The sequence below is a fragment of the Rhizobium sp. NZLR8 genome (assembly GCF_019685025.1).
Taxonomy (GTDB): domain Bacteria; phylum Pseudomonadota; class Alphaproteobacteria; order Rhizobiales; family Rhizobiaceae; genus Rhizobium.
Genome location: NZ_JABDVY010000013.1, coordinates 19,649 through 42,563, shown reverse-complemented (window position 1 = coordinate 42,563; position 22,915 = coordinate 19,649). Strand labels below are relative to the sequence as shown.

Annotated in this window: 21 protein-coding genes and 1 pseudogene; 13 read left to right on the top strand and 9 right to left on the bottom strand. The window is 61.9% G+C overall.

The genetic code is table 11. From position 1 onward, the window contains the following. The first annotated feature begins 94 nt into the window (after window positions 1–94). Window positions 95–481: an ectoine synthase gene (locus tag HJB89_RS24540; RefSeq protein ID WP_221142362.1), complete on the top strand. Its 387-nt coding sequence runs from the start codon at window positions 95–97 to the stop codon at window positions 479–481. A gap of 180 nt (window positions 482–661) precedes the next feature. Then, entirely contained in the window at window positions 662–1,276 is a 615-nt protein-coding gene (locus HJB89_RS24535) for a 2'-5' RNA ligase family protein (protein WP_221142361.1), read from the top strand. Between the two features lie 38 nt (window positions 1,277–1,314). Here HJB89_RS24535 and HJB89_RS24530 read toward each other — a convergent pair. Both HJB89_RS24530 and HJB89_RS24525 read right to left on the bottom strand, forming a co-directional pair. Continuing rightward, window positions 1,315–1,410, bottom strand: a pseudogene (locus HJB89_RS24530) (LuxR C-terminal-related transcriptional regulator); the annotation flags it as partial. Window positions 1,411–1,465: 55 nt separating this feature from the next. Continuing rightward, window positions 1,466–1,867, bottom strand: coding sequence for a thioesterase family protein (locus tag HJB89_RS24525; RefSeq protein WP_207583186.1), 402 nt, complete (start codon window positions 1,865–1,867; stop codon window positions 1,466–1,468). A 189-nt stretch (window positions 1,868–2,056) separates the two neighbouring features. Between HJB89_RS24525 and HJB89_RS24520 the strand changes: the two genes are divergently transcribed. From HJB89_RS24520 to HJB89_RS24510, 3 genes are all read left to right on the top strand, one after another. Next, window positions 2,057–2,992 (top strand): histone deacetylase family protein, encoded by a 936-nt coding sequence (locus HJB89_RS24520; protein ID WP_207583185.1) that lies wholly within the window; start codon window positions 2,057–2,059, stop codon window positions 2,990–2,992. A gap of 2 nt (window positions 2,993–2,994) precedes the next feature. Further along, window positions 2,995–3,246, top strand: a complete 252-nt coding sequence (locus HJB89_RS24515) for an exodeoxyribonuclease VII small subunit (RefSeq protein ID WP_047613900.1) — start codon at window positions 2,995–2,997, stop codon at window positions 3,244–3,246. 148 nt (window positions 3,247–3,394) lie between these two features. Further along, complete coding sequence (locus HJB89_RS24510; RefSeq protein ID WP_207583184.1) at window positions 3,395–4,162, top strand: SDR family NAD(P)-dependent oxidoreductase; 768 nt, start codon at window positions 3,395–3,397, stop codon at window positions 4,160–4,162. A gap of 35 nt (window positions 4,163–4,197) precedes the next feature. Here HJB89_RS24510 and HJB89_RS24505 read toward each other — a convergent pair whose 3' ends face one another. Continuing rightward, window positions 4,198–4,740 (bottom strand): AAA family ATPase, encoded by a 543-nt coding sequence (locus HJB89_RS24505; RefSeq protein ID WP_207583183.1) that lies wholly within the window; start codon window positions 4,738–4,740, stop codon window positions 4,198–4,200. Between the two features lie 100 nt (window positions 4,741–4,840). On the opposite strand from HJB89_RS24505, the gene HJB89_RS24500 reads away from it, so the two are divergent. Continuing rightward, on the top strand, window positions 4,841–5,719 hold the full coding sequence (locus HJB89_RS24500) for a PhzF family phenazine biosynthesis protein (RefSeq protein WP_221117817.1): 879 nt from the start codon (window positions 4,841–4,843) through the stop codon (window positions 5,717–5,719). 99 nt (window positions 5,720–5,818) lie between these two features. After that, window positions 5,819–6,742 carry a pirin family protein gene (locus HJB89_RS24495; RefSeq protein ID WP_207583181.1) on the top strand — a complete coding sequence of 308 codons (924 nt, stop codon included), beginning with the start codon at window positions 5,819–5,821 and terminating at the stop codon, window positions 6,740–6,742. 44 nt (window positions 6,743–6,786) lie between these two features. On the opposite strand, the gene HJB89_RS24490 is transcribed toward HJB89_RS24495, so the two are convergent. Next, window positions 6,787–8,763, bottom strand: coding sequence for a phospholipase D-like domain-containing protein (locus HJB89_RS24490; RefSeq protein WP_221150624.1), 1,977 nt, complete (start codon window positions 8,761–8,763; stop codon window positions 6,787–6,789). Between the two features lie 286 nt (window positions 8,764–9,049). On the opposite strand from HJB89_RS24490, the gene dxs reads away from it, so the two are divergent. Next, window positions 9,050–10,966, top strand: coding sequence for a 1-deoxy-D-xylulose-5-phosphate synthase (gene dxs, locus HJB89_RS24485; RefSeq protein ID WP_221150623.1), 1,917 nt, complete (start codon window positions 9,050–9,052; stop codon window positions 10,964–10,966). Between the two features lie 267 nt (window positions 10,967–11,233). Here dxs and HJB89_RS24480 read toward each other — a convergent pair whose 3' ends face one another. Together HJB89_RS24480 and HJB89_RS24475 are read right to left on the bottom strand one after the other, a co-directional pair. Next, window positions 11,234–13,180 (bottom strand): methyl-accepting chemotaxis protein, encoded by a 1,947-nt coding sequence (locus tag HJB89_RS24480; protein ID WP_221150622.1) that lies wholly within the window; start codon window positions 13,178–13,180, stop codon window positions 11,234–11,236. Between the two features lie 235 nt (window positions 13,181–13,415). After that, window positions 13,416–14,408 (bottom strand): DUF4424 domain-containing protein, encoded by a 993-nt coding sequence (locus HJB89_RS24475; protein WP_221117819.1) that lies wholly within the window; start codon window positions 14,406–14,408, stop codon window positions 13,416–13,418. Window positions 14,409–14,500: 92 nt separating this feature from the next. Here HJB89_RS24475 and HJB89_RS24470 point away from each other — a divergent pair, with 92 nt between their 5' ends. Then, entirely contained in the window at window positions 14,501–15,286 is a 786-nt protein-coding gene (locus HJB89_RS24470) for a TlyA family RNA methyltransferase (protein ID WP_405049049.1), read from the top strand. Continuing rightward, a complete protein-coding gene (locus HJB89_RS24465) occupies window positions 15,283–16,533 on the top strand; it encodes a class I SAM-dependent RNA methyltransferase (RefSeq protein WP_207583175.1) in 1,251 nt (416 codons plus the stop codon). Before HJB89_RS24470 ends, HJB89_RS24465 begins: the two co-directional genes overlap by 4 nt. 52 nt (window positions 16,534–16,585) lie before the next feature. Here HJB89_RS24465 and HJB89_RS24460 read toward each other — a convergent pair whose 3' ends face one another. After that, on the bottom strand, window positions 16,586–17,044 hold the full coding sequence (locus HJB89_RS24460) for a helix-turn-helix domain-containing protein (RefSeq protein ID WP_207583174.1): 459 nt from the start codon (window positions 17,042–17,044) through the stop codon (window positions 16,586–16,588). Window positions 17,045–17,131: 87 nt separating this feature from the next. Here HJB89_RS24460 and HJB89_RS24455 point away from each other — a divergent pair, with 87 nt between their 5' ends. After that, complete coding sequence (locus HJB89_RS24455; protein WP_221117821.1) at window positions 17,132–17,950, top strand: oxidoreductase; 819 nt, start codon at window positions 17,132–17,134, stop codon at window positions 17,948–17,950. A 149-nt stretch (window positions 17,951–18,099) separates the two neighbouring features. Continuing rightward, complete coding sequence (locus HJB89_RS24450) at window positions 18,100–19,104, top strand: MBL fold metallo-hydrolase (protein WP_207583172.1); 1,005 nt, start codon at window positions 18,100–18,102, stop codon at window positions 19,102–19,104. 36 nt (window positions 19,105–19,140) lie between these two features. Here HJB89_RS24450 and HJB89_RS24445 read toward each other — a convergent pair whose 3' ends face one another. Beyond that, a complete protein-coding gene (locus HJB89_RS24445) occupies window positions 19,141–19,896 on the bottom strand; it encodes a crotonase/enoyl-CoA hydratase family protein (RefSeq protein WP_207583171.1) in 756 nt (251 codons plus the stop codon). Window positions 19,897–19,907: 11 nt separating this feature from the next. Next, window positions 19,908–21,686 (bottom strand): acyl-CoA dehydrogenase, encoded by a 1,779-nt coding sequence (locus tag HJB89_RS24440; protein ID WP_221150621.1) that lies wholly within the window; start codon window positions 21,684–21,686, stop codon window positions 19,908–19,910. A 214-nt stretch (window positions 21,687–21,900) separates the two neighbouring features. Here HJB89_RS24440 and HJB89_RS24435 point away from each other — a divergent pair, with 214 nt between their 5' ends. After that, window positions 21,901–22,896 carry a transporter gene (locus HJB89_RS24435; RefSeq protein ID WP_221150620.1) on the top strand — a complete coding sequence of 332 codons (996 nt, stop codon included), beginning with the start codon at window positions 21,901–21,903 and terminating at the stop codon, window positions 22,894–22,896. Window positions 22,897–22,915: the final 19 nt, after the last annotated feature.

The following is a 22,915-nucleotide window of genomic DNA, read 5'->3' as shown; positions in this document are numbered from 1 at the left end:
TCTCAATTTTGATCATTTGAAGCAAGCATGGATTCCAGTGCCTAATGGATCATGGAGATCAGAAACATCTCCGTCATTCGCGAGAGGAAAGAACATGTTTGTGAGAAGCCTGAAACAAGTGGAGCAGACCGAGCGCTTCGTCGATTGGGGCAATGGCACAAGCCATCGCCTGCTGACCAACGATGACGGGATGGGATTTACGGTCTGCCACACTGTCGTCCGCGCCAACACGCAAGCCCTGCTGCAGTACCGCAACCACCTGGAGGCCTGCTATTGCATCCAGGGCGAAGGCGAGGTCGAGGATATGGACGGGTACGTCTTTCCGATCCGCGTCGGCGACATCTACGTCCTCGATCAACATGACCGTCACTATTTGCGGGGCGGCAAGGACAAGGACCTTATTCTCGTCAGCGTCTTCAACCCGCCCCTGAAAGGGACGGAACGTCACGATCTGAACAACGGAAGCGGTTCCGAATACTGAGCCGGGCCAGGCGACCCGGCAGGAGGGCGCAGCAATCTTCTTGATCGGTTTCAAGACTTCACATCATCGTCGATCTCCGGCAGATGCCTGTCACCTTGGCGAACCGTTTGGCGATGTGACAGCAAGTATCGGGATGCACGCTCCCAGCGCGGCGTGGCGTGTTGGGTGGAGAGGCCTGCCGTGATCCACACGACGATCGATACGCTGTGGTTCAAGCGCTGCTGCGCGTTTCACTTGCAGTTTCTTCCCGACCGCGAGACGCGGTCAAAGCTCTGCGACTTGCAAGACAGTATCAAGCGAGACAGCGCCGCGCCGCTCTCACGCGTTCCGGCAACAAGCCTGCACATGACGGTCGTCACCCTGGTCAACGCCGCGGCCCAATTCAGTATTCCAAACGATGAGGTCTGGAAGCGGAACGGGGAAAGCTGGACGGAGATCGTCGAGAGGCTGGTCGAAGAGACCCCACCATTTGACATTCATTTTCACGAGGTGGCGGCTTCGCAAGCTGCTGTTTTCGTCAAAGCGGAGGAGCCGGCGGAATTGCGCAGGCTTCGCTCGGCCATTTCACAGGCCATCGGCTTCGAACAGTGGCGTCCAACCCCGCCCCGCATAGCGCATATAACACTGTTCAGGTTTTTTGCCGAAGAGCCGGTGCCGGCGGTCAACTTCGACGCCGGTTCTTTGCCCAAGGAAATGCGGGTTGGATCCGTTACATTGCTGGAAGAGCGCGTTTATCCAAATGTCGAGATCAATATACTCAGCGAACCGCTCCTCCGGGGCACAGCCGCGGAATAGTCACTCCGGCTGGTTGAACAGCTCTGCTTTGGCGCCATTCAACGCATCAACAGCGACACCAGGCCGGTCCGGGAGTTGACCCCAAGCTTGGAATAGATGTTTCTCAGATGGGTTCTGACCGTCCCAAATGCAACGGAATTCACATGGTAATCTTAGATGAAACGGCCGCACACGCACTGATGACGGACGTTAGTCCAAAAATCGATAAAGCCAATCCCGCGTTTCCTCCGGCAGAGACACCGGCTGCTGATCCTCTTGGGCGCGGGCCTGCCAGATAATCTCCACCTCGGCGGCGCGCTCCTCGCCGGTGTCGATCGAAACGATGAAGCCGATGGAGCGGACGCCGATCTTGTCGACGGCGGCCGTGAAGATTGCCGGCTCGTCATAGTGCAGCGGACGGTGGAGAATGCAGGAAATCTTGGTGGCGCTGTAGATCGGTTCGTCGTCGATATCGGGACGCGACGACCAGAAGCTCGCAATGACGGACTCGGCGTAGGAAATATAGGAGGCCAGAAACATCTGGCCGGTCATATCGACATCGCGAAACGGCACATGTATTTCCGCCACACCAGGGCGTTTCAACTGACTCATCAACAACTCTGCCTACAGAATTCCCCATCAGCGACAGTAGCGACGGGGTTCGGCGAAGTAAACGCCGCATATGACAGGAATTGCAAGGCGGCGGACGGTCGGACGGCGCGAAGACAGCGCTTGTTGAAATCATCGGGCGATGCCCCATCTGCTGTGGAACATGACGTAAGCGACCGATAGAGTGTCTTCATGAGCACCCGTCTTTATGAACACCCGATCTTCCTGGAACATGTGACGCCCGCCGGTCATCCGGAGCGATCGGACAGGATCCGCGCCATCAATGTCGCGCTGGAACATCCGAATTTCGAGCGGCTGGAGCGCCGGCAGGCGCCGCAGGCGAGTGAAGATGCGGTGCTGCTTGCGCATCCGGAGGAACATCTTGCCGCCGTGATGCGGGAGATTCCCGAGGAAGAGGGTGAGATCAATCAGCTGGAAGCCGATACCTATGCCAGTCCCAAAAGCCTGCAGGCGGCGCTGACCGGCATCGGCGGAGCGATGGCAGCGGTGGACGACGTCTTTTCCGGCCGGGCCGACAATGTCTTCGTCGCCGCCCGCCCGCCGGGGCACCATGCCGAGAAGATGACGGCGATGGGCTTCTGCTTCTTCAACAATGCGGCGATCGCCGCCCGCCATGCCCAGAAGACGCATGGCGCCGAGCGCATCGCCATCGTCGATTGGGACGTGCACCACGGCAATGGCACGCAGGATATCTTCTGGGACGACGCCTCGGTGCTGTTCTGCTCGACGCATCAGATGCCGCTCTATCCCGGCACCGGCGCCAAGGACGAGAAGGGCAAGCACAACACCATCGTCAATGCGCCGCTTTCGCCGAATGTCGGCAGCGACCATTTTCGCGAGGCGTTCAAATCGCGCGTGCTGCCGGCGCTTGACGATTTCCGGCCGGATCTCATCATCATTTCGGCCGGCTTCGACGCCCATCACCGCGATCCGCTGGCGCAGATCAACCTGACCGGCGAGGATTTCGACTGGGCGACCGGGCGCGTGCTCGAACTCGCCGACCGGCACGCGAAGAACCGGGTCGTCAGCCTGCTCGAAGGCGGTTATGATTTGGAAGGCCTCGCCGAATCGGCGGGCATGCATATTCTGCGAATGATGAAGGGTTGAGAATGACTGACAGCGCCAAGCCGGAGGTATCCGGCCTTTCCTTCGAAAAGGCGGTCGCCGAACTCGAAAGCATCGTCGCCCGGCTGGAACGCGGCGACGTGGCGCTGGATGAATCCATCGAGATCTATGAGCGCGGCGAAGCGCTGAAGAAACATTGCGAGACGCTGCTTTCGGCCGCCGAGAACCGCATCGAGAAGATCAGGCTCGACCGCGCCGGCAAGCCGCAGGCCGTCGAGCCTCTCGACGGGGCCTGAGGCCTGATGTATGTCGCCCGGAAGTGTGCCGCGGTTCCGGGATACGACATGCACGAAAACAAGTAGCAAAAGCCCCTTTTGAAGGCGCTTGGCGATCGGCTTGCGATCGATCTATGATCCCCTTCGAGAACCATGAGGGGACAGAAAAATGACGGACAGATTGAAGGGCAAGGTCGCCATTATCTCGGGCGGCGCGACCGGCATGGGCGGTGCCGCCTCGAAGCTCTTTGCGGCCGAAGGCGCGCGTGTCGCGATCATCGACCGCAACGGGGAAGCGGCTGATGAGACCGTCAAGCAGATCCGTGATGCCGGCGGCGAGGCCGAATGCTGGACGGCCGATGTCTCTGATGAAACCGCCGTCAATGCCGCCGTCTCAGGCGTGGAGGAACGCTACGGCGCGGTGACCGTGCTTTTCAATCACGCCGGCACGATCGTCATCAAACCCTTCCTGGAAACGACGCTTCAGGAATGGGACTGGCTGCACGCCGTCAATGTGCGGTCGATGTTCCTGATGACCAAGGCGGTGCTGCCGAAGATGATTGCGAGTGGTGGCGGATCGATCGTCTGCACCTCGTCGATCTCGGCGGTCGCCGCCACGCCGATGGAAGTGCTCTACGACACGACCAAGGGCGCCGTGCATATGTTTGCCCGGGCGATTGCGGTAGAATTCCGTGACCGCAATATCCGCTGCAACGCCGTCTGCCCCGGCTTCATCCGCACGCCGCACGGCCTGCGCGAGGTGGCCGACCTCCAGGCGCTCGGGGTCGATGTTTCCGATGCCGCCATCGCCGCGCAGCAGGGGCGGATCGGCGAGCCAGAGGATGTCGCGAGAGCGGCACTTTATCTCGCCAGCGACGAATCGAACTTCGTCAACGGCGCCCACCTGTTCGTCGACAACGGGTTTACGGCGATCTGAAACCGGCTCCGCGACAGGTGGCCGGAAAGTCTGCCTCACCTACTGGCAACCTCGATGTCCACAGGCAGACTGCCGGCCAAACGCGTCACTGCCTCACGATCCGACAGCAACCACTTCGGACCGGGGAATGCTGAAAACAATCGCGCATGCGCGTCGAAGGAATTCCAGTTGTTTGCTCGGATTCGGTACTCCGCCACCCACTTGAGAAGGTCGACAAACTGCGTCTGGGTCCCCCCGCCCTGAATGCCCCTTTCCTTGATATTGGCGATGCACACCTCGTCGGGCAGATCGATCCAGATCAATGCGGTCACGCGGTCGAGGGCCATGTTCACCAATTCGCCATAGACCCCTTCCATAACCCAGCGATCCGTTTCGGCCGCCGCCTTGACCATCGTGTCTCTACGCGTCCTATCGCGAGCGATGCCATAGCCACCCGGCTCCCAATGAATATCGTCAAGATGAATAATGGGACGAAGGAGCCGCTCGCCAATGCGATGGGCGAGCCACGTCTTGCCGGTCCCACCGTTTCCCATGATGAAAACGCGTTCGAAGGCTGCCGATGCACTGCCAAATTCCATTCCCGCCTCGTGAAGATTCGACGATGTCACCAGGTTTACGTAATATAAACGGGAATATTCTGACTCACGCAAATCAACACTGGCGAACTCCGTTGCGCAAATGACAGGTCGATCAGCGAGGCAACTACGGGTGCAGCACAACATTTCAAAATATGTATTCCAACAGGTCGATGTCTTCTCCTCCCAGCCCCTGAAGGGTAACCCTCTCGCCGTCGTCGTTGGCGCAGACGCATTGACAGACCGCCAGATGGCCTCTTTCGCCAATTGGACGAACCTCAGCGAGACGACGTTTCTTCTCCAACCGACGACGGGGGATGCCGACTATCGCGTCCGCATTTTTACGCCGGCCCGCGAGCTTCCATTCGCAGGGCACCCCACCTTGGGGAGCTGTCATGTATGGTTGGCGTCCGGCGGCAAATCGAAAGGAAGCGAGATCGTGCAGGAGTGCGAAGCAGGTCTTATCCGCATTCGTCAGGACGGTGCCCGGCTCGCCTTCGCCGCCCCGCGTCTGAACCGCTGCGGACCGGTCGAGCCAGAGATGCTGGCGCGGATCGTCAAGGGATTGCGTTTGGCGGAAGACGCGATCGTCGATGCGAACTGGGTGGACAACGGACCGGGCTGGATGGCGGTGCTGCTGCATTCGCGAGAGGACCTCCTGGCCTTGCGCCCGGATTTCGGTGTCATATCCGGATTGCGGGTCGGTGTCGTCGCGCCTTGGCATGCTGCGGAAGACGGGCGTGACGCCGATTTCGAAGTCCGTGCCTTTACCGCTGCTGGTTTTGAAGACCCCGTCACCGGCAGCCTGAATGCCGGTCTCGCCCAATGGCTGATCGGAAGCGGCATCGCGCCCCGCGCCTATGTGGCCAGTCAAGGCACGGTTCTAGGGCGAGCAGGCCGCGTCCATGTGGAACAGGTTGGTGGCGAAATCTGGATTGGCGGGGCTGTGACAAGCTGCATCGAAGGCACCGCCATCCTTTAGGCTTGCGCTCGACATCGATGGCTTGAAAGGCGGCGATGTTGGACGCGCGGCGTTTTAGGCACTATTTGTGGTCGATACGCTAGCGATCGGAGATCCGTCATGTCCTTCTTTCCCGGTAAAGATCCCCTGCCCGGCGATGCCTTCGCCTGCGATGCGATCGAGAACCTGATCATTCCGCGCACCAGCGATATCGGCGGGTTCCAGGTGCGGCGGGCGCTGCCCACCCGGCAGCGGCGGCTGGTCGGGCCGTTCATCTTCTTCGACCGCATGGGGCCGGCGATCCTGAAGCCGGACGAGGCGCTTGATGTGAAGCCGCATCCGCATATCGGCCTGTCGACGGTCACCTATCTCTTCGACGGCGAGATCCGCCATCGCGACAGCCTCGGCACCGAAAAGGTCATTCGTCCCGGCGATATCAACCTGATGACGGCAGGCCGCGGCATCGTGCATTCGGAGCGCACGCCCGACAATCTGCGCGGCCATCCGCTGCTGATGTCGGGGCTGCAGACCTGGCTGGCGCTGCCCGACGACAAGGAGGAGATCGATCCCGCCTTCGCTCATACGGAAAAGTCTGACATGCCGCTGATCGAGACTCCAGGCGTGCGTGGGCGCGTGGTCATCGGCTCGTTCGAAGGCATGACATCGCCGGTCGGAGTTTTCTCCGACACGCTCTATGTCGATCTCAGCCTGCAGCCGGGCGCGACATTTCCCTTCGGCGCGGCGCATGAAGAGCGCGCCGTCTACGTGCTCTCGGGCGAGGTCGTCATCTCGGGCGACCGTTTCGCCGCCGACCAGCTGCTGGTCTTCAGGCCCGGCGATCCAATCACGCTCGAAGCCGGCAGCGATGGCTGCCACCTGATGCTGTTCGGCGGTGCGGCGCTCAATTCGAAACGCTATATCTGGTGGAATTTCGTTTCCTCCTCGAAGGAGCGGATCGAAAAGGCCAAGGAGGAATGGCGGACCGGCCGCTTCGATATCGTTCCGGGTGACGAGGAGGAATTCGTGCCTTTGCCGGAGAGGTGACGGCAGCCGCGATGCGCCACCGCCGTTGACCTGCCACCTGAATTTCAACCCGCGAAATATCGGGTCAGCGCTCCCTTGGTGCGGTTCACGTAGCCATCCTGCCAGCTGTCGTCGACGTTGAGAAAACCCGACCGGCCCTTCTTGCCCTGGCGCTTCAATTCCGCCTCGACGGCGCGGAAGCGATAGTGATCATAGACATCGAGGATGTGGACGGCATAGGCCTCGGCGAGCGCGCGGTCGCCTTTGACGATCAGCATGTTTTCGTCATTGGCATAAGAGGCTTTGAAGCCGAGATTGTGGCTGCCGAGGACGACGACGCACTCGTCCGACAGAGGATCGATCACCAGCACCTTGTCGTGAATGATGGCGCCCACCTTCTTGGCGGTCAGTTCCTCGGCGCCGAAATCCGCCAACAGCTGGCGGTCATCGATGCGCGACGCCCGGACGATCGAGACATTGGCCTCGTCGAAAGTGTGGGGCGAGACAGCCTCTTCATCGTCGTCGGGATCGTCGGGGTCGTTCTCCTTGCCGGCGACGTAATTGGGCATGGCCTGGGCGCTTGAAACTGCGCCGGTAACGATCAGCTTCTGATCCTTGAGGGCGATATCGATCGCCTCGCCAACGATGCAATCCCTGCCCGACTGACCGGGATAGAAGGCAAGAAACAGCACAGCGTGCTCGGCACGGCGCATCAGACGGTAGACTTCACGAAGATCGGGCGGCGTTGCCTTGCCCTTTTTGCGGCTCTGCATGTTCGGCGAGAACCACGCTTCGACCGAAGCTCCATCGTCGGACGGGACGAGAGAAGGCGTTTCGTTCGAGCGCCGGAATTCCTTGCTCTGCTGGTTGTCGGGCATGCCGTCGTCGAATTCGATGGGAGCTTCCAGCGTCGCATTGTCTTCCAGCATCCGCCCCCAATAGGCGACATAGGCTGCGGCCACCGCATCGTTTCTGACGATCAACGCATTGTTGGATTGGCCGGCAAGCCCCGTGGCCGTCCAGTTGGTGCTGCCGGTGAACACGCTGCGCGGAGCGCCATCCGGCGGTATGTGCACGACGAATTTATTGTGGCCGATCTGGCTCGAATTGTTGAACATCCGGTGGTGAATCTCGACGCCTGCATCGATCAGCGCCTGGCGTGCATGCGCATTGCGCACATCCCAGGCGTCCCCGACCTTTCCGGTATTGGCGAGGATGACGCGTAGCCTGTCCTTGTTGGCAAGCAGCAGGGCCAGCAGTTCCTCATCCTCCAACTCGTAGAGGGCGACAAGGAAGGCGCCTGATGCATTCATGAATTCCTTGAGCATCGGAATGACATCGCCGGCAAGATATTTGCGGATGCCATTCGCCGGATTGGAAATCATCTCGATCAGCTCGTTCGGCTGCTTTACGCCGTCTTCCAGCAGGACGTTTCGCAACCATTGGGCAGCGAGAATGCCATTGGTGAAGGTGGATTCGAACTGGCCGCGCTTGCGCGTCACATGGACCTGGTTGGTGGAGATGGCCGGCCCGAGATAACCGAGCGGCCGCGGAGGACCGTCATAGGCCTTGACCGCGATCTTCTCATAGGTGCCGTCATTTTTCTTGATCGGCTTGCCGTTTTGGTCCTGCTTGTTGATCTCGACGAGCTCAGGCGTCGGATCGGGTGCGGCCTGCATGCCCGGCTTCAGATCGCCAAGCGGACGGATTTCGTAACGTACGCGAACCTCGTCCGGCCGCCTTTTCATTTCGTTGCGCCGTTTGCGCAGCGTCAGGTCGCGCCAGGAGAGCTTCTGCACCGGCCAGAGCGACGTCGTTTGCGGCAGCCAGTGAGGATTGCGCTGTCCCTTGAAGGCGACCCATGCCGCGCAGGTCACGCGGTCCTCGCTGCCATCGGGTCTATTCGACACGCTGCCCTGCTCGTCGAGATAGACGCGGACGACTTCGAACCCGAGGCATCCGTCGATCTTGGCGTCGATGTCCCAGGCGAGATAGGCGACCTCGTTGTTCACATAGGCATGCGCTGCAACAATCGTTCCCATGACCCGTCCCCCAGTCAGCGCGGCAACATTGCTACCATTCCGTGTCATATTCAAGCTGCTAGCGAGCCCTCGCCTGTTCGATCGGTCGGGCTGGAAAACTGGGCGGGACCCGGCAAGATCAGGCGAGTGCAACTCACGGAAATAGAACGTGATATCTCCCGAAACCGCTCACACTTTTTTCCGCCATGCTCTAAGGTGAAAATCTTCGGTTCCTGAAATGCACTTGTTTTGCCGCAATCTAATCGAATAAAGCGAAACAAGGAAAAGCAAGAAAGAGCGCCCGCCCGTGACACAACTGCCGAAGACCCCCCTGCTCGACCAGGTCATCTACCCCGCCGACCTGCGCAAGCTCGAGGATCGCGAGCTGCCGCAGCTTGCCCGCGAAGTCCGGGACGAAATGATCGATGCGGTGTCGCGCACCGGCGGCCATCTTGGCGCCGGTCTCGGCGTCGTCGAATTGACGATCGCCATCCACAACGTCTTCAACACGCCTGACGATCGGCTGATCTTCGATGTCGGCCATCAATGTTATCCGCACAAAATCCTCACCGGCCGGCGCGACCGCATCCGCACACTGCGCCAGGAAGACGGACTTTCCGGCTTCACCCGCCGGGCCGAGAGCGAATATGATCCCTTCGGGGCGGCGCATTCCTCGACCTCGATATCGGCCGGCCTCGGCATGGCGATCGCCGCCGATCTCGATAAAGCAGACCGGCGCGTCATCGCCGTCATCGGCGACGGGGCGATGTCGGCCGGCATGGCTTATGAGGCGCTGAACAATGCCGGCGCGCTCGATGCGCGCCTCATCGTCATCCTTAACGACAACGACATGTCGATCGCGCCGCCGACAGGCGCAATGAGCGCCTATCTCGCTCGCCTCGCCTCAGGCCGCACCTATATGGGCTTCCGTGATCTCGGCAAGAAGCTGACGGCCTATCTCGGCAAGAATATCGATCGGGCGATCACCCGCGCCGTCGAGCATGCGCGCGGCTATGTCACCGGCGGCACGATGTTCGAGGAGATGGGCTTCTATCATATCGGGCCGATCGACGGGCATTCCTTCGACCATCTGCTGCCGGTGCTGCGCAACGTGCGCGACAATGGCCGCGGACCGGTGCTGATCCATGTCGTCACCCAGAAGGGCAAGGGCTATCCGCCGGCGGAAGCCGCAGCCGACAAATATCACGGCGTCAACAAGTTCGACGTCATCACCGGCGCCCAGGCCAGGGTCAAGCCGAATGCGCCCAGCTATACCAGCGTCTTTGCCGAAGCGCTTGTGCAGGAAGCAACTCTCGACGACAAGATCGTCGGCATCACCGCCGCCATGCCGAACGGTACCGGCCTCGATAAGCTTGCCGACGCCTTTCCGTCGCGCTGTTTCGATGTCGGCATCGCCGAACAGCATGCCGTGACCTTTGCCGCCGGCCTTGCGGCCGAAGGCTACAAACCGTTCGCAGCGCTCTATTCCACCTTCCTGCAGCGCGCCTACGACCAGGTCGTGCACGACGTGGCGATCCAGGGACTGCCGGTACGTTTTCCGATCGACCGCGCCGGCTTCGTCGGCGCCGATGGGCCGACCCATGCCGGCTCCTTCGACACCGCCTTCCTCACCACCCTGCCCGGCTTCGTGGTGATGGCGGCGGCCGACGAGGCCGAACTCAAGCATATGGTGCGCACGGCTGTCGCCTATGATGCCGGGCCGATCTCGTTCCGCTATCCGCGCGGCGAAGGTGTCGGCGTCGACATGCCGGCGCGCGGCGAAATCCTGCAGATCGGCAAGGGCCGCATCGTCAAGGAAGGCACCAAGGTGGCGCTGCTCTCCTTTGGCTCACGGCTTGCCGATTGTCTGCTGGCCGCCGAAGATCTCGATGCCGCCGGGCTTTCGACGACGGTTGCCGATGCGCGCTTCGCCAAGCCGCTCGACCATGATCTGATCCGCCAGCTTGCCCGCCACCACGAGATGGTGATCACCGTCGAGGAAGGCTCCATCGGCGGCTTCGGCAGCCAGGTGATGCAGTATCTTTCGAGCGAAGGCCTGCTCGACAACGGGCTGAAGATCCGCTCGCTTGTCATGCCCGATATCTGGATGGAACAGGCCAAACCCGAAGCAATGATCGCCCATGCCGGCCTCGACCGCGCCGGCATCGTTTCGACGGTGTTCAAGGCGCTGGGGCGCGGCGTTGCGGTTGGGGTTGCGGGGTAGTGATTTGGATGGGGGCTTGCTTTGTCGGCCCTCTTTGACGGCGTGCCGTTCCGCCCCCCTCGTCCGCCTGCCGGCACCTTCTCCCCGAGGGGAGAAGAGATTTGCGGCAACGTCGCGATTCCCCCTTCTCCCCTTGGGGTGAAGGTGCCCGTAGGGCGGATGAGGGGGCCGCGAGCTCCACAATGGCCATATCACCATGAAAAAGGGCGGCGCATCCACTGCACCGCCCTCTGCATTTGACGTCCTCTTTCGAAGAAGAGCGCCCTCTCAGAACTCCGTCCAGTCCTCCTGCACCGCAGCTGCGGCCGTTGCCTGCCTGCCGCCAAAGGCCTTGGCCACCGTGCGGGTCAGGGCGCGGGCTGGCGAGGCGACCGGGCGGGCGTTGGGGGCGGCGACGGTGGCGCGCGATGCTGCGGCATCCGGCCTCGTCTGGCCGAGCTTAAACTGGCGCAGCAATTCATCCAGCGCACTTGCTTCTTGAGCGAGCGCATGGCTTGCCGCGGTCTGCTCCTCGACCATGGCGGCATTCTGCTGGGTGCCCTGGTCCATGTTGTTGACGGCGGTGTTGATCTCCTGCAGGCCGATCGACTGTTCGCGGGTGGCGGTGACGATGGCGCTGACGTTACGGTTGATCTCCTGCACTTCGGCGACGATCGCTTCCAGCGCCTTGCCGGTCTCGCCGACGAGGGAGACGCCGGCAACGACCTGTTCGCCCGAGGTGGTGATCAGCGCCTTGATCTCCTTGGCCGCCTTGGCCGAGCGCTGAGCAAGCTCGCGCACTTCCTGAGCGACGACGGCAAAGCCCTTGCCGGCATCGCCGGCGCGGGCGGCTTCGACGCCGGCGTTCAGAGCCAACAGGTTGGTCTGGAAGGCGATGTCATCGATGACGCCGATGATGTTGGAGATTTCGCCCGAGGACTTTTCGATCTGCTGCATGGCGGAGACCGCCTTGCGGACGACTTCGCCGGATTTTTCGGCACCAAGGCGGGTGCGCTCGACGAGATTGCCGGCATCCTCGGCGCGCTTGGCGCTGTCGCGGACGGTCGTCGTCACCTGCTCGAGCGCTGCGGCGGTCTGTTCGACGGCGGCAGCCTGCTGTTCGGTGCGGTGGGCGAGATCGTCGGCGGCCGAGCGGATTTCGCCGGCGCCGGCATTGATCGCCGAGGCGTTGCGGCCGACTGATTGCAGGGCTGCCTGCAGCTTTTCGACGGCATGGTTGAAGTCATTGCGCAGGCTGTCATATTGCGGCGCAAACGGCGTCTGGAGACGGCCGGCCATATCGCCATTGGCAAGCTCGGCAAGGCCGCCCGCCAGAGCGTCGATGGCATGGCGGATCTCGCCTTCCTCGCGGGCCTTCTGCTCGTCGCCTGCCCGGCGCTGGCGTTCGGCGTCATCACGCATGCGGTCGGTCTCGCCGGCAAGGCGCAGCTTCTCGATCGCCGCCTGCTTGAAGACCAGCACCGACTGGGCCATGCCGCCGACTTCGTCGCCGCGGTCGGTCGCCGGGACCTCGATATCGTGCTCACCGCCGGCGAGGCGATCCATGGCTCCGGTCATGCCGACGATCGGGCGGACGATGGTGCGCGACATCAACCAGGCGAGCACGGCGGCGGCGAGCGAGGCGACGATACCGCCGGCAAGCAGCGTCGTCTTCAGATCGCTGTTGGCATCGGCGCGGATTTCAGCCAGCGCATCGGACTTTTCGCGGGCGCTGGCCTTGATCTTGGCCGAGGCCTGGCGGAAGCCGTCGAGCTGGCCCTTGGTGGCGTTGACGCCGATCTTGATGATCTCTTCGATCGGCATGTCGGTTTCCTTGCGCGCCTTGGTCTGCGGCTCGGCAAGTTCATGGAAATAGAGGTCGGCGGCCTTCTGCATGCCGTCGATCATCTCGACCAGCTGCGGCTCGGCTCCCGCCGTCTGCCTGGCGGCGGCAATCGCCTTCAGCATGCGCTCGCGATTGGCGAAGACATCGCCATAGGTGCTGTCGCTGCGGAACAGGATAAAGCCGCGCAGGTTGACGGCCTGCTCGAGCATCGCCTGCAGCGCATCGTCGATCTGGTTGACGAGCAGCTCGGACTTTTCCTGCTCGGCTGACGCTGACGCCGACGCCGTCGCCTTGGAATAAACGAAGGCGGAGACAGCGACGAAAATCAGAATGAGGGCTGCGAACGTGGCCGCAAGCTTCCCGTTCAAGGATATGTTTTTGGCGGACATCGGTGAATTTCTCCTGACGACAGTCGACGCGGCGAAAGGCCGGTCGCGCGCGAGTCGCAACCGCAAGGCCTTTTTTGAATTGGGAACATGATCGGCGTGCAGACGCCTTTGCCTTCATGGCACGAAGCGGTTCAAATGAACCGCCGCAATCGAACCGAACCTATGCGGGCGGGCTTTAAATTTGTTTAAATTGTGCACCGCAACAAAGATCAGGGCCGTGATTAAAATGCTTAAATCAAGGCTGCTTCGGTTCCGCTTCCGGCGGATTGAGGACGAGGATGTCGAAGTCCTTGGCGGGATCGAAATCCTCGGCGGTCATCCGGAAGGTCGTCGGGCCGATTTTCTCGACGTTGCTGCCGCAGAAGCTGATGAGACTGCCGGGCTTGCCCTTGTCGATCGTCAGCTGGAAGCGCCGGATCGGTCCCGCCCAGTTGGCGCCGGTCGACAGCACATAGGAGATCCAGCTTTCGGTATAGTTGGCGCCGCCGGCCTCGGCTTCCCGGACATGCTGCTGGGCAACCCGGACGAAATCTGCGTCGAGGCAGTATTTGCGGGAATATTCCTCGAAGCGTTCGCCCTTCGGCTCGCCGTTTTCGAGAAAGCTGATGGCGACGGTGCCGCCGACGGCCGGCTGGTAGCGATGCTCGACGCTGACCTTCTTTTTGGCCGGAAAGGTGGTGCGCCACCAATAGGTCGAGCGGAGCGTCCAGAGCGGCACGACATCGGCGTCGGTCATGGGATAAATTAGGCCGCGGGCAATCCAGTCCTTCCGGACGGTTTCGGGAAGCTTGGCGAGCGCGTCGCGGGTCTTCTGGCTGTAAGGCAGGACGGGAATGCCGTTTTTGGCCAGCTCGTCGGTGACGTCGATGCCGAGCGAGACGACGCGCTGCTGCAGCTTGGCGGTGATCGGCCTACCATCCTGCACGGTGGAGAAATGCAGGAAATTGTCGCTGTCGTAGTCGGAGATGGCGGAGTTGTTGTCCACCTGGCCTGATATATCGGGCATCGGGAAGGCGACCAGGCTTTCGACATCCTTGTCGGACGTATTCTCGAACACGTAGTCGACACGCACTTGCGAAGCGGAGATGAAGAGATTTTCCTCCGCCATGCTGACATCGTCGGACTGGGCAAAAATCAGCCCGCCGGTCTTGACCTCGGCCATGGTGTCGTTCGCCAGCGCGGGGGCTGCGATCCCCGCCGCGACGAGAAGAGTGAAGAGCTTCAGCATAAAACACCCCCGTGTCTGCGGCCGCCCCGTGATCGCCGCGGCAGGATTATCGCCGAAAGCTTTCGAGGGTCAATGACGCTGTCTGGAACAAAATGCTTGCAACCGGCGGCTTTGCCGGTCATTCACAGCCGATGTCCGATCAAAACAGCCAACGCCTCGACCAACTTCTCGTCTCCCGCGGCCTTTTCGCCAGCCGCTCGCGGGCTCGCGACGCCGTGCAACGCGGCACCGTCAGGATCGCCGGCCAGGTCATAACGAAAGCCGGGGCGGTCTTCGGCGACGACGCTGAGATCGAGATCGACGACCCGGCGCAGGACTATGTCTCGCGCGCCGCGCTGAAGCTTGCCGCAGCCCTCGATCATTTCCAGCTCGATCCCGCCGGCCATCACTGTCTGGATATCGGCGCGTCCACCGGCGGCTTCACCGAGGTGCTGCTGCAACGCGGTGCCGTGCATGTCACCGCGATCGATGTCGGCCATGGGCAGATGCACCCGCGCATTTCAGGCGATCCGCGTGTCACGAACAAAGAAGGCCTCAATGCCCGCAATCTGACGGCAGAGGATATCGGTGATCCCGCCACGTTCATCGTTTCCGATGTCTCTTTCATCTCGCTGAAGCTGGCACTGGCGCCGGCTCTCGAGATCGCCGAGCCGGGTACTGTCGCCGTGCTGCTGGTCAAGCCGCAGTTCGAGGCCGGGCGCGAAGCGATCGGCAAGGGCGGACTGTTGAAGGATCCCGCGTCGGCTCCCGCCGTCGCTGCGGAGCTTGCGCGCTGGTTCACCGAGGACATGGGCTGGAACAGCCTCGGCCTCATCCCCTCCCCGATTTCCGGCGGCGACGGCAATCAGGAATTTCTTCTGGCAGGATTGAAACCGTGAGCACCGAAACCGTCACGATCGAGAAGCTCGGCGCCCAGGGCGACGGTATCGCCAGCAATGCCGGCGGCCCTGTCTATGTGCCGTTTTCTCTGCCGGGGGAAACGGTGGCGATCGCCCGCGTCAAAAGCCAGGGCACGATCATGTCGATCACGACGCCCTCGCCCGACCGGCAGGAGCCGCCCTGTCGACATTTCGGCCTGGATGGCGTCAACGGCACCTGCGGCGGCTGCACGCTGCAGCATATGGCAGATGCGCCATACCGCGCCTTCAAGCGCCAGCTGGTCATCGATGCGCTGAAATCGAAGGGGCTGACGCCTGAGGTTGGCGAGATCGTTCCGGCCCGGCCGGGCGAGCGCCGGCGCGTGGTGTTTGCGGCGCGCAAGACCGAGAAGGACATGCTTGTTGGTTTCAACCAGGCCGAAAGCCATCATATCGTCGCCATCGAGGAATGTCCGATCTCGTCGGCAGGGATCATCGCCCGGCTACCGGCGATCCGGGCCATTGCCGCCGCGCTGGCGACCAATGCCGAACCCTTTCGCGTCTCCGTGCTCGAAACGCTTTCCGGCCTCGACATTGCGGTCGACGAGGTGAAGAAACTGTCCGATCCGCAGCGGCGCAAGGCGGTTGAGACCGTGCTCGGCCTGCGCGGCATCGCCCGTGTTTCGCTGAACGGCGAAATCCTCATCGAGCCGTCGAAGCCGCTCGTCGATTTCGGCAGCATTCAGGTTTCACCGCCGCCGGGCGGCTTCACCCAGGCGACCAAGCCGGCGGAAGAAGCGATGGCCGAGCTGGTGCTTGCCCATGCCGGCAAGGCGAAGCGGATCGCCGATCTCTTTGCCGGCTCCGGCACGTTCTCGCTGCGGCTGGCGCGGATCGGCCGCGTGCATGCCGTCGAAGCCGAGGCAAAGGCGCTCGCCGCCCTCGATCATGCCGCCCGCAACACTCCTGGATTGAAGCCGGTGACCATCGAGAAGCGTGATCTCTTCCGCCGCCCGTTGATGACGCAGGAGTTCAAGCCCTATGACGCCGTCGTCTTCGATCCGCCGCGGGCCGGTGCCGAATTCCAGTGCAAGGAGCTTGCCCGCTCAGCGGTGAAGAGGATCGTGGCCGTCAGCTGCAATCCGCTGACGCTGGCGCGCGACCTGGCGATCCTCGTCGAGGGCGGCTACCGGATCACCGGGGTGACGCCGATCGACCAGTTCCTCTGGACCTCGCATGTCGAGGTGGTGGCGACGCTGGAGAAATAGGCGGGCCGCCCGTCGGCTCACCCCTTCCGTCAGTGCCGAGGGCGCTATGCCCTCAAGCATCTTTATGGGTTGCCGAATTCCGTTCCTGGCCAGCACTCAGCCGCATTGCCCGCGTTCCGAGCTTTGCACCCGTAACCGCATCGATTGCGATGGGCTCGATCTCTGAGCCCGTTTCGACATCGACATAGCGGGCGAGTTCGCCATCGCAGTGGCGGTGCGCCCAAGCCCCGATCATCATCAGCACCGGCAGGAAATCCCGGCCTGCTTCGGTCAGCAAGTATTCCTCGCGGGGCGGTCGCTCTGAGTAGAGGCGCTTTTCCAGCAGACCGTCGTCGGTCAGCGCTTTAAGGCGCTTGGTGAGCATGGTCGGCACAATGCCGAGGCTCTTCCTGAACTGGTCGAACCGGGTAAGGCCGGTATGTGCATCCCGCAGGACCAGAATGCTCCACGCATCACCCACAGAGTTAAGGCCGCGGGCCACCGGGCACTGGAGAATTGAATTATTTTTCATTGAGTATCTTTTCGATAGTGACACGATATCGAAAAGATAGTAACACAGCGTCAGCCAATGATCCACACCCTAGTGAAAGCTGACAGCATGATCGACAGAACCAAAAACATTGCCCTGGTTACCGGCGCTTCCTCCGGCATTGGCCTTGTCACAGCCCAATCGCTGGCGAAAGCCGGCTATCGCGTCTATGGGACCAGCCGCAAACAGGTTGCTGACAAGCCTGGCATCACCATGCTGATCTGCGACGTGACGGATAAGGCCTCGGTGGAGGCTGTGATTGCCGAGATCCTGCAACAGGCCGGCCGGATCGATCTTGTCGTCAACAATGCCGGGGTCGGCCTGCTTGGAGGCGCGGAAGAATCATCGATCGACCAGGCCCAGCGGCTTTTCGACGTCAACCTTTTCGGCGTCGCCCGTGTCGTCAATGCCGTGCTGCCGGTCATGCGCAAGCAGAAGAGCGGCCGGATCGTCAACATGAGCTCGATCCTCGGACTGATCCCATCCCCCTACAACGCCTTCTATGCCTCAACCAAACATGCAATCGAAGGCTATTCGGAATCGCTCGATCATGAAGTGCGCAACTTCGGTATCCGTGTCGTTCTCGTCCAACCCGGCGTCACCAAAACATCCTTCGAGGAGAACCTGACACGCGCAGATCAACCGCTTCCGGTCTACGACTCGGAGCGGGCCCGGAGCGAGGCTCTGATGCGCAAGTGGGTAGCGGCGGGCGACGCGCCGCAGGTCGTCGCCGATATGGTCGTCAAAGCCGCAACCGCCAAGAAGCCGAAGCTGCGCTATTCCGCCGGCAAGCAGTCGCGTCAGGTCCGCTCGCTTCGCCGCTACCTGCCGGAGCGTCTGGTCGACAGCCTGCTGCGCAAGGTCAACGAGCTTCCTGCATCAATCTGACTCTCTATTTTAGAACAGGATTCAGATTTTGAGCCGACACGCTTAAAATCATCCTGTTCTACTGCATATGCGGCGATTCAAAGTGTTACAGCGTCGTTTACGCGTCTGAAAAGACGCGCGGCGCTGTAAGCAAACGAGACCGATTTCAAATGCGCAAGACCAAAAGACGCAATCCCTATTATAACGGCCCGGTGTCCGATCACTTCGACGGCACGCATTTCTTCAATCCCGAAGGTATCGAGCCCCTTGGTTTCCGCGATTTGCTGCGGTGGCAATTCGGCGGTGGCCGTGAGCGTTGGCCGCGGTCGGTGCCAAGTCCATATGCGGCGGCCAAGCCGGATCCACGTGTCGACGGCGAGGATCTACGGGTGACCATGGTTGGCCATGCAACAGTGCTCGTACAGGTCGCTGGGCTCAATATCCTTACCGACCCGGTGTGGTCGGAGCGCGTAAGCCCCTTTACTTTTGCTGGACCCAAACGCGTCGTCCAACCGGGCATCGCGTTCGATGATCTGCCGCCAATCGATCTCGTGCTGGTATCGCACAATCATTATGATCATCTCGATATCGCGACACTCAGGCGCTTGAGCGCCAAGCATCGGCCGCGTGTGGTGACACCACTCGGCAATGACACGATCATCCGCCGCGCCGTGCCCGATATAGAGATGACATCGATGGACTGGGGCGAGCGCATCTCGCACGCCGGCATCAGCATTGATGCGGAGCCGGCACATCATTGGTCCGCCCGCGGCGGCGCCGATCGCCGAATGGCGCTCTGGGCGTCGTTCGCCTTATCGACTCCCGCCGGAAAAATCTATCACGTCGGCGATACGGGCTTTCACCGCGGCATCAATTACAAGGCGGCACAGCAGAAGCATGGTGGCTTTCGCTTGGCGATTTTACCCTTCGGCGCCTATGAGCCGCGATGGTTCATGAAAGGCCAGCACCAGAATCCGCAGGAAGCGGTCATCGGGATGAAGTTGGCAAATGCGGCCTATGTGGCGGGGCATCACTTCGCGACGTTCCAACTGACAGACGAGGCGGTCGACGCGCCGACAAGAGCGCTGCAAAACGCTATGAGCGAACATGATATTCCCCCGGAACGATTCCGGGCGCTCAGGGCGGGCGAGGTCTTCGATGTGCCCAAGCTCTAAAGCGCGTCGCGTCAAACTTGCTTCATCTGATACGGTTTAGCGGCGCATGAAGGCTTCGAAGGCGGCCCGGGCCTCGGCACTTTTCAGACGGGCGGAGAAATGGCGGGCCTCCTCGTCGATGCGGGCGATGATCTCGCCGCTGTCGCTGCGGATGAGATTACGGGCGATGCGCAGCGCCTCCGGCGGTTTGGCGGCGAGCCGAGCTGCGGTCGCCAGCGTCAGCCCATCGACCTCGCCGGGTTCAACCACCTTCCAGATGAGACCGGCGTCCTTCGCCTCGGCGGCCGAGAAGGCTTCGCCGGCGGCCAGCAGGGCGAAGGCGCGCTGGTGGCCCATCAGGCGTGGCGCAACGAGGCTGGAACCCGCTTCCGGCACCAGAGCCAGGTCGACGAAGGGAGTACGGAACTGGCTGCGGCTGGAAGCGATGGTCAGGTCGCAATGGAGATGGATCGTCGTGCCGATGCCGATCGCCAGTCCGTCGACGCCCGAGACCACGGGTTTTTCGGCCTTCACCAGCGCATAGAGGAAATCTAGGATCTCCTGCTCCAGGCCGCTGCCACCGACTGCGGCGACAAGGAAGTCGTTTAGATCATTGCCGGCGGAAAAGCAGCCCTGGGTACCAAGAAAGGCGGTGGCGCGGATGGCGGGATCGGCATCGGCCGCCTTCAGCGCATCGGCCATTGTCCGGTACATGGCGCGGGTGATGGCGTTCTTCTTCTCCGGCCGGTTGAAGCGGATGAGCTGGACGCCAGGGTGGGCGGAAGGCTGCTCGACGATGATGTGATCGGTCATTGGAAATGTCCTCAAGCAAGCAGAATGCGGGCGGCGGCGAGGCTTGCAGCGCCATTCACCACCCGGTCACAAAGGGCTGTGGTCTCGGCCATCAGATTTTCGGCGGCGAAGCGGCAGAGCGCGATGCGGCCCTCGCCTCTGCCATCGCCGCTTTCGGCAAGAGCCCCCTTGGCGAGGTAACAGCCGGTGAGCACGAGGCCGAACAGGCGCTGATAGGGTGTTGCACCTGAGAGCGCCTCGGTGGCCTTGCCATCGGTCAGGATCTTGATGAGCCAGCCGGTCGCCGTTTCGAGATCGGCGATCGCTGTGTCGAGCCTGGCGGCGGTTTCGCCAAGACCACCGAGATTGGAGCGGCGGACATTGTCGGCGATCTCCTTCAGCGCGGCGATGAAGCCCTTGACCTGATCGCCGCCGGAGAGCGGCAGCTTGCGGGTGACGAGGTCGATCGCCTGGATGCCGTTGGTGCCCTCGTAGATCGGCGCGATGCGGGCATCACGCAAGTACCGCGCTGCCCCCGTCTCCTCGATGAAGCCCATGCCGCCATGCACCTGAATGCCGAGCGAGGCAACCTCGACGCCGGCATCGGTCGAAAAGGATTTAGCAATCGGCGTCAGCAGCGCGGCACGCTCCTGCCAGTGACGGCTGTCATCGCCCGCCCGGTGGGACATGTCGATCGCATGGGCGCAGGCATAGGAAATGGCGCGTGACCCCTGCGTCAGCGCCTTCATCGTCAGCAGCATGCGGGCAACATCGGGATGGTCGACGATCGGGCTCATGCCGGCGCCGCTCCAGCCGGGCGCCCTGCCCTGGGTGCGTTCCTTGGCATAGGCGAGCGCCTTCTGGGTAGCGGCCTCGGCGATCGCCACGCCCTGAATGCCGACGGCCAGACGGGCATTGTTCATCATCGTGAACATGCAGGCGAGCCCCTTGTTCTCCTCGCCGACCAGCCATCCCACGGCACCCTTTTCGTCGCCGAACCGGCCGTCGCCATAGATCATCGTGCAGGTCGGCGAGCCGTGGATGCCAAGCTTGTGCTCCAGCGAGTGGCAGAACAGATCGTTGCGGGCACCGAGCGAGCCGTCATCGTTCACCAGGAATTTCGGCACCAGGAAGAGCGAGATGCCGCGGGTGCCGGCCGGCGCATCCGGCAGGCGGGCCAGCACCAGATGAATGATATTGTCGGCCGCGTCGTGGTCGCCCCAGGTAATGAAGATCTTCTGGCCTGATATGCGGTAGCTGCCGTCGGCGCGGCGCTCGGCGCGGGCCTTGAGCACGCCGAGATCGGAACCGGCATGCGGCTCGGTCAGGTTCATGGTGCCGGTCCATTCGCCGGACACCATCTTTGCCAGGTATTTCTGCTTCAGCGCAGCACTGCCATGGGTGCTGACCGCCTCGATGGCGCCCATCGTCAGCGTCGGGGCAAGCGCAAAGGCCATGGAACCGGAATTCCACATTTCCAGCGCTGCGACATTCAGCATATGCGGCAGGGCCTGGCCGCCGAAAGCTTCGGGTGCCGTCAGGCCGTTCCAGCCGCCGGCGATCCAGTTGCGATAGAGATCGCGCCAGCCATCCGGCAGCCGGACCTCACCATCGATCAAACGGGCGCCCTGCCGGTCGCCGATGTCTGCGAGAGGCGCCACTTCCTCTGTGGCAAAACGTCCCGCCTCGGCCAGGATCGCATCGACCAGATCTTCGCCGAGATCGCGGAGCAAGCCTGCTGAAATCGCCTCGCCCATGCCGGCGACATGCTTCAACGTGAACGCGATTTCCTCGACGGGCGCCTTGTACATGGTTTTCCTCCGCAGACGGCCTGCACTTCCTGTATTTGGGCAAAGCCCCTCCGAGGCAAAGGGCTAATTGATTTTTACGTAAACGTCAATTTCGATTCCATTGACTGTCGTGCAATAGTTTGCCCGACATCACAGCCCGGCTCTTGCACTCTTGCACAAATGAACGTCATGAAGAGGCTGTAAGGACATCGCCTTCGCAAGGGATCGGCGACCAATGGATACATTGCCCGTCAACATACCCGGTTTCGTCTGGGCCTATCGCTTCTCGCCGGATGAAAAGACGGCGGTGCGTCTGAACAACAGTGCGAAGGTGGCGGACCTCATCGCCGACAATTGTTTCTACTGGCTGCACCTCAACCTTGTTGACGCCCGCGTGCCGGCATTGCTCGAAACGCTCGCCGGACTGACGGAGGACGCGAAATCGGCGCTGACGACGCGTGACACGCACGCGACCATCACCGTCGACGAGCAGATGCTCTACGGCACGCTCGTCGACTGCCAGCGCGATTTCGCCCAGGATACCAACAATCTCGGCTGGCTGCATTTTGCCATGTCCGACCGTTTCATCATCACCACGAGGCTGCAGCCGCTGCGCAGCGTCGAGCGGGCGCGGGCGCTGATCGAAAAAAATCCGGGAAAATTTTCACGGCCGGTCGATCTGTTCGAACTGCTGGTGATCGAGTTTCAGCGCACGCTGATCGCGATCGTCATGGAACTCACCGAAGAGCTGAACCTGATCGAGGATTTTGTCTACGACAATGCGCCGCGCGACGAACGCCGGCGGCTGGCGCCGGTCCGGCGCACCGTCGTCCGGCTGCATCGCCATCTGCGCACGGTGCTGGCGCTGATGCGCCGTGCGGCGGCGGCCGACGACGACGAGATGCCATTCGGCTTCGATGATGTGGCGCGGCGGCTGACAAGCCGGCTGGAAACGGTCGACCACGATATTTACGCGCTGCAGGACCGGGCGCGCCTGCTGCACGAAGAAATCGATTCCAAACAATCCTCCGAGACCAACCGCCACCTCTATCTGCTGTCGATCATGACGGCCTTCCTGCTGCCGCCGACCCTGGTGACGGGCTTCTTCGGCATGAACACCGCAAACCTGCCCTTCGCCGTCGGCGATTACGGCACCGAATACGCCGTCGCCCTCATCGTCGCCTCGATTGCCTTTGCCTGGTGGCTGCTGCGGCGAGTGGATATTCTTTGAATCTGAGAGGTGGGGTGGG

Excerpts from the sequence above, each read along its gene's own strand:
- HJB89_RS24475 (WP_221117819.1), bottom strand. The coding sequence starts at position 14,408 with ATGCTGAAGCTCTTCACTCTTCTCGTCGCGGCGGGGATCGCAGCCCCC.
- HJB89_RS24480 (WP_221150622.1), bottom strand. The coding sequence starts at position 13,180 with ATGTCCGCCAAAAACATATCCTTGAACGGGAAGCTTGCGGCCACGTTC.
- HJB89_RS24510 (WP_207583184.1), top strand. The coding sequence starts at position 3,395 with ATGACGGACAGATTGAAGGGCAAGGTCGCCATTATCTCGGGCGGCGCG.
- HJB89_RS24490 (WP_221150624.1), bottom strand. The coding sequence starts at position 8,763 with ATGGGAACGATTGTTGCAGCGCATGCCTATGTGAACAACGAGGTCGCC.
- HJB89_RS24460 (WP_207583174.1), bottom strand. The coding sequence starts at position 17,044 with ATGAAAAATAATTCAATTCTCCAGTGCCCGGTGGCCCGCGGCCTTAAC.
- HJB89_RS24515 (WP_047613900.1), top strand. The coding sequence starts at position 2,995 with ATGACTGACAGCGCCAAGCCGGAGGTATCCGGCCTTTCCTTCGAAAAG.
- HJB89_RS24455 (WP_221117821.1), top strand. The coding sequence starts at position 17,132 with ATGATCGACAGAACCAAAAACATTGCCCTGGTTACCGGCGCTTCCTCC.
- HJB89_RS24445 (WP_207583171.1), bottom strand. The coding sequence starts at position 19,896 with ATGACCGATCACATCATCGTCGAGCAGCCTTCCGCCCACCCTGGCGTC.
- HJB89_RS24450 (WP_207583172.1), top strand. The coding sequence starts at position 18,100 with ATGCGCAAGACCAAAAGACGCAATCCCTATTATAACGGCCCGGTGTCC.
- HJB89_RS24495 (WP_207583181.1), top strand. The coding sequence starts at position 5,819 with ATGTCCTTCTTTCCCGGTAAAGATCCCCTGCCCGGCGATGCCTTCGCC.
- HJB89_RS24540 (WP_221142362.1), top strand. The coding sequence starts at position 95 with ATGTTTGTGAGAAGCCTGAAACAAGTGGAGCAGACCGAGCGCTTCGTC.
- HJB89_RS24440 (WP_221150621.1), bottom strand. The coding sequence starts at position 21,686 with ATGTACAAGGCGCCCGTCGAGGAAATCGCGTTCACGTTGAAGCATGTC.
- HJB89_RS24520 (WP_207583185.1), top strand. The coding sequence starts at position 2,057 with ATGAGCACCCGTCTTTATGAACACCCGATCTTCCTGGAACATGTGACG.
- HJB89_RS24470 (WP_405049049.1), top strand. The coding sequence starts at position 14,501 with ATGCTTGCAACCGGCGGCTTTGCCGGTCATTCACAGCCGATGTCCGAT.
- HJB89_RS24500 (WP_221117817.1), top strand. The coding sequence starts at position 4,841 with ATGACAGGTCGATCAGCGAGGCAACTACGGGTGCAGCACAACATTTCA.
- HJB89_RS24525 (WP_207583186.1), bottom strand. The coding sequence starts at position 1,867 with ATGAGTCAGTTGAAACGCCCTGGTGTGGCGGAAATACATGTGCCGTTT.
- HJB89_RS24435 (WP_221150620.1), top strand. The coding sequence starts at position 21,901 with ATGGATACATTGCCCGTCAACATACCCGGTTTCGTCTGGGCCTATCGC.
- HJB89_RS24505 (WP_207583183.1), bottom strand. The coding sequence starts at position 4,740 with ATGGAATTTGGCAGTGCATCGGCAGCCTTCGAACGCGTTTTCATCATG.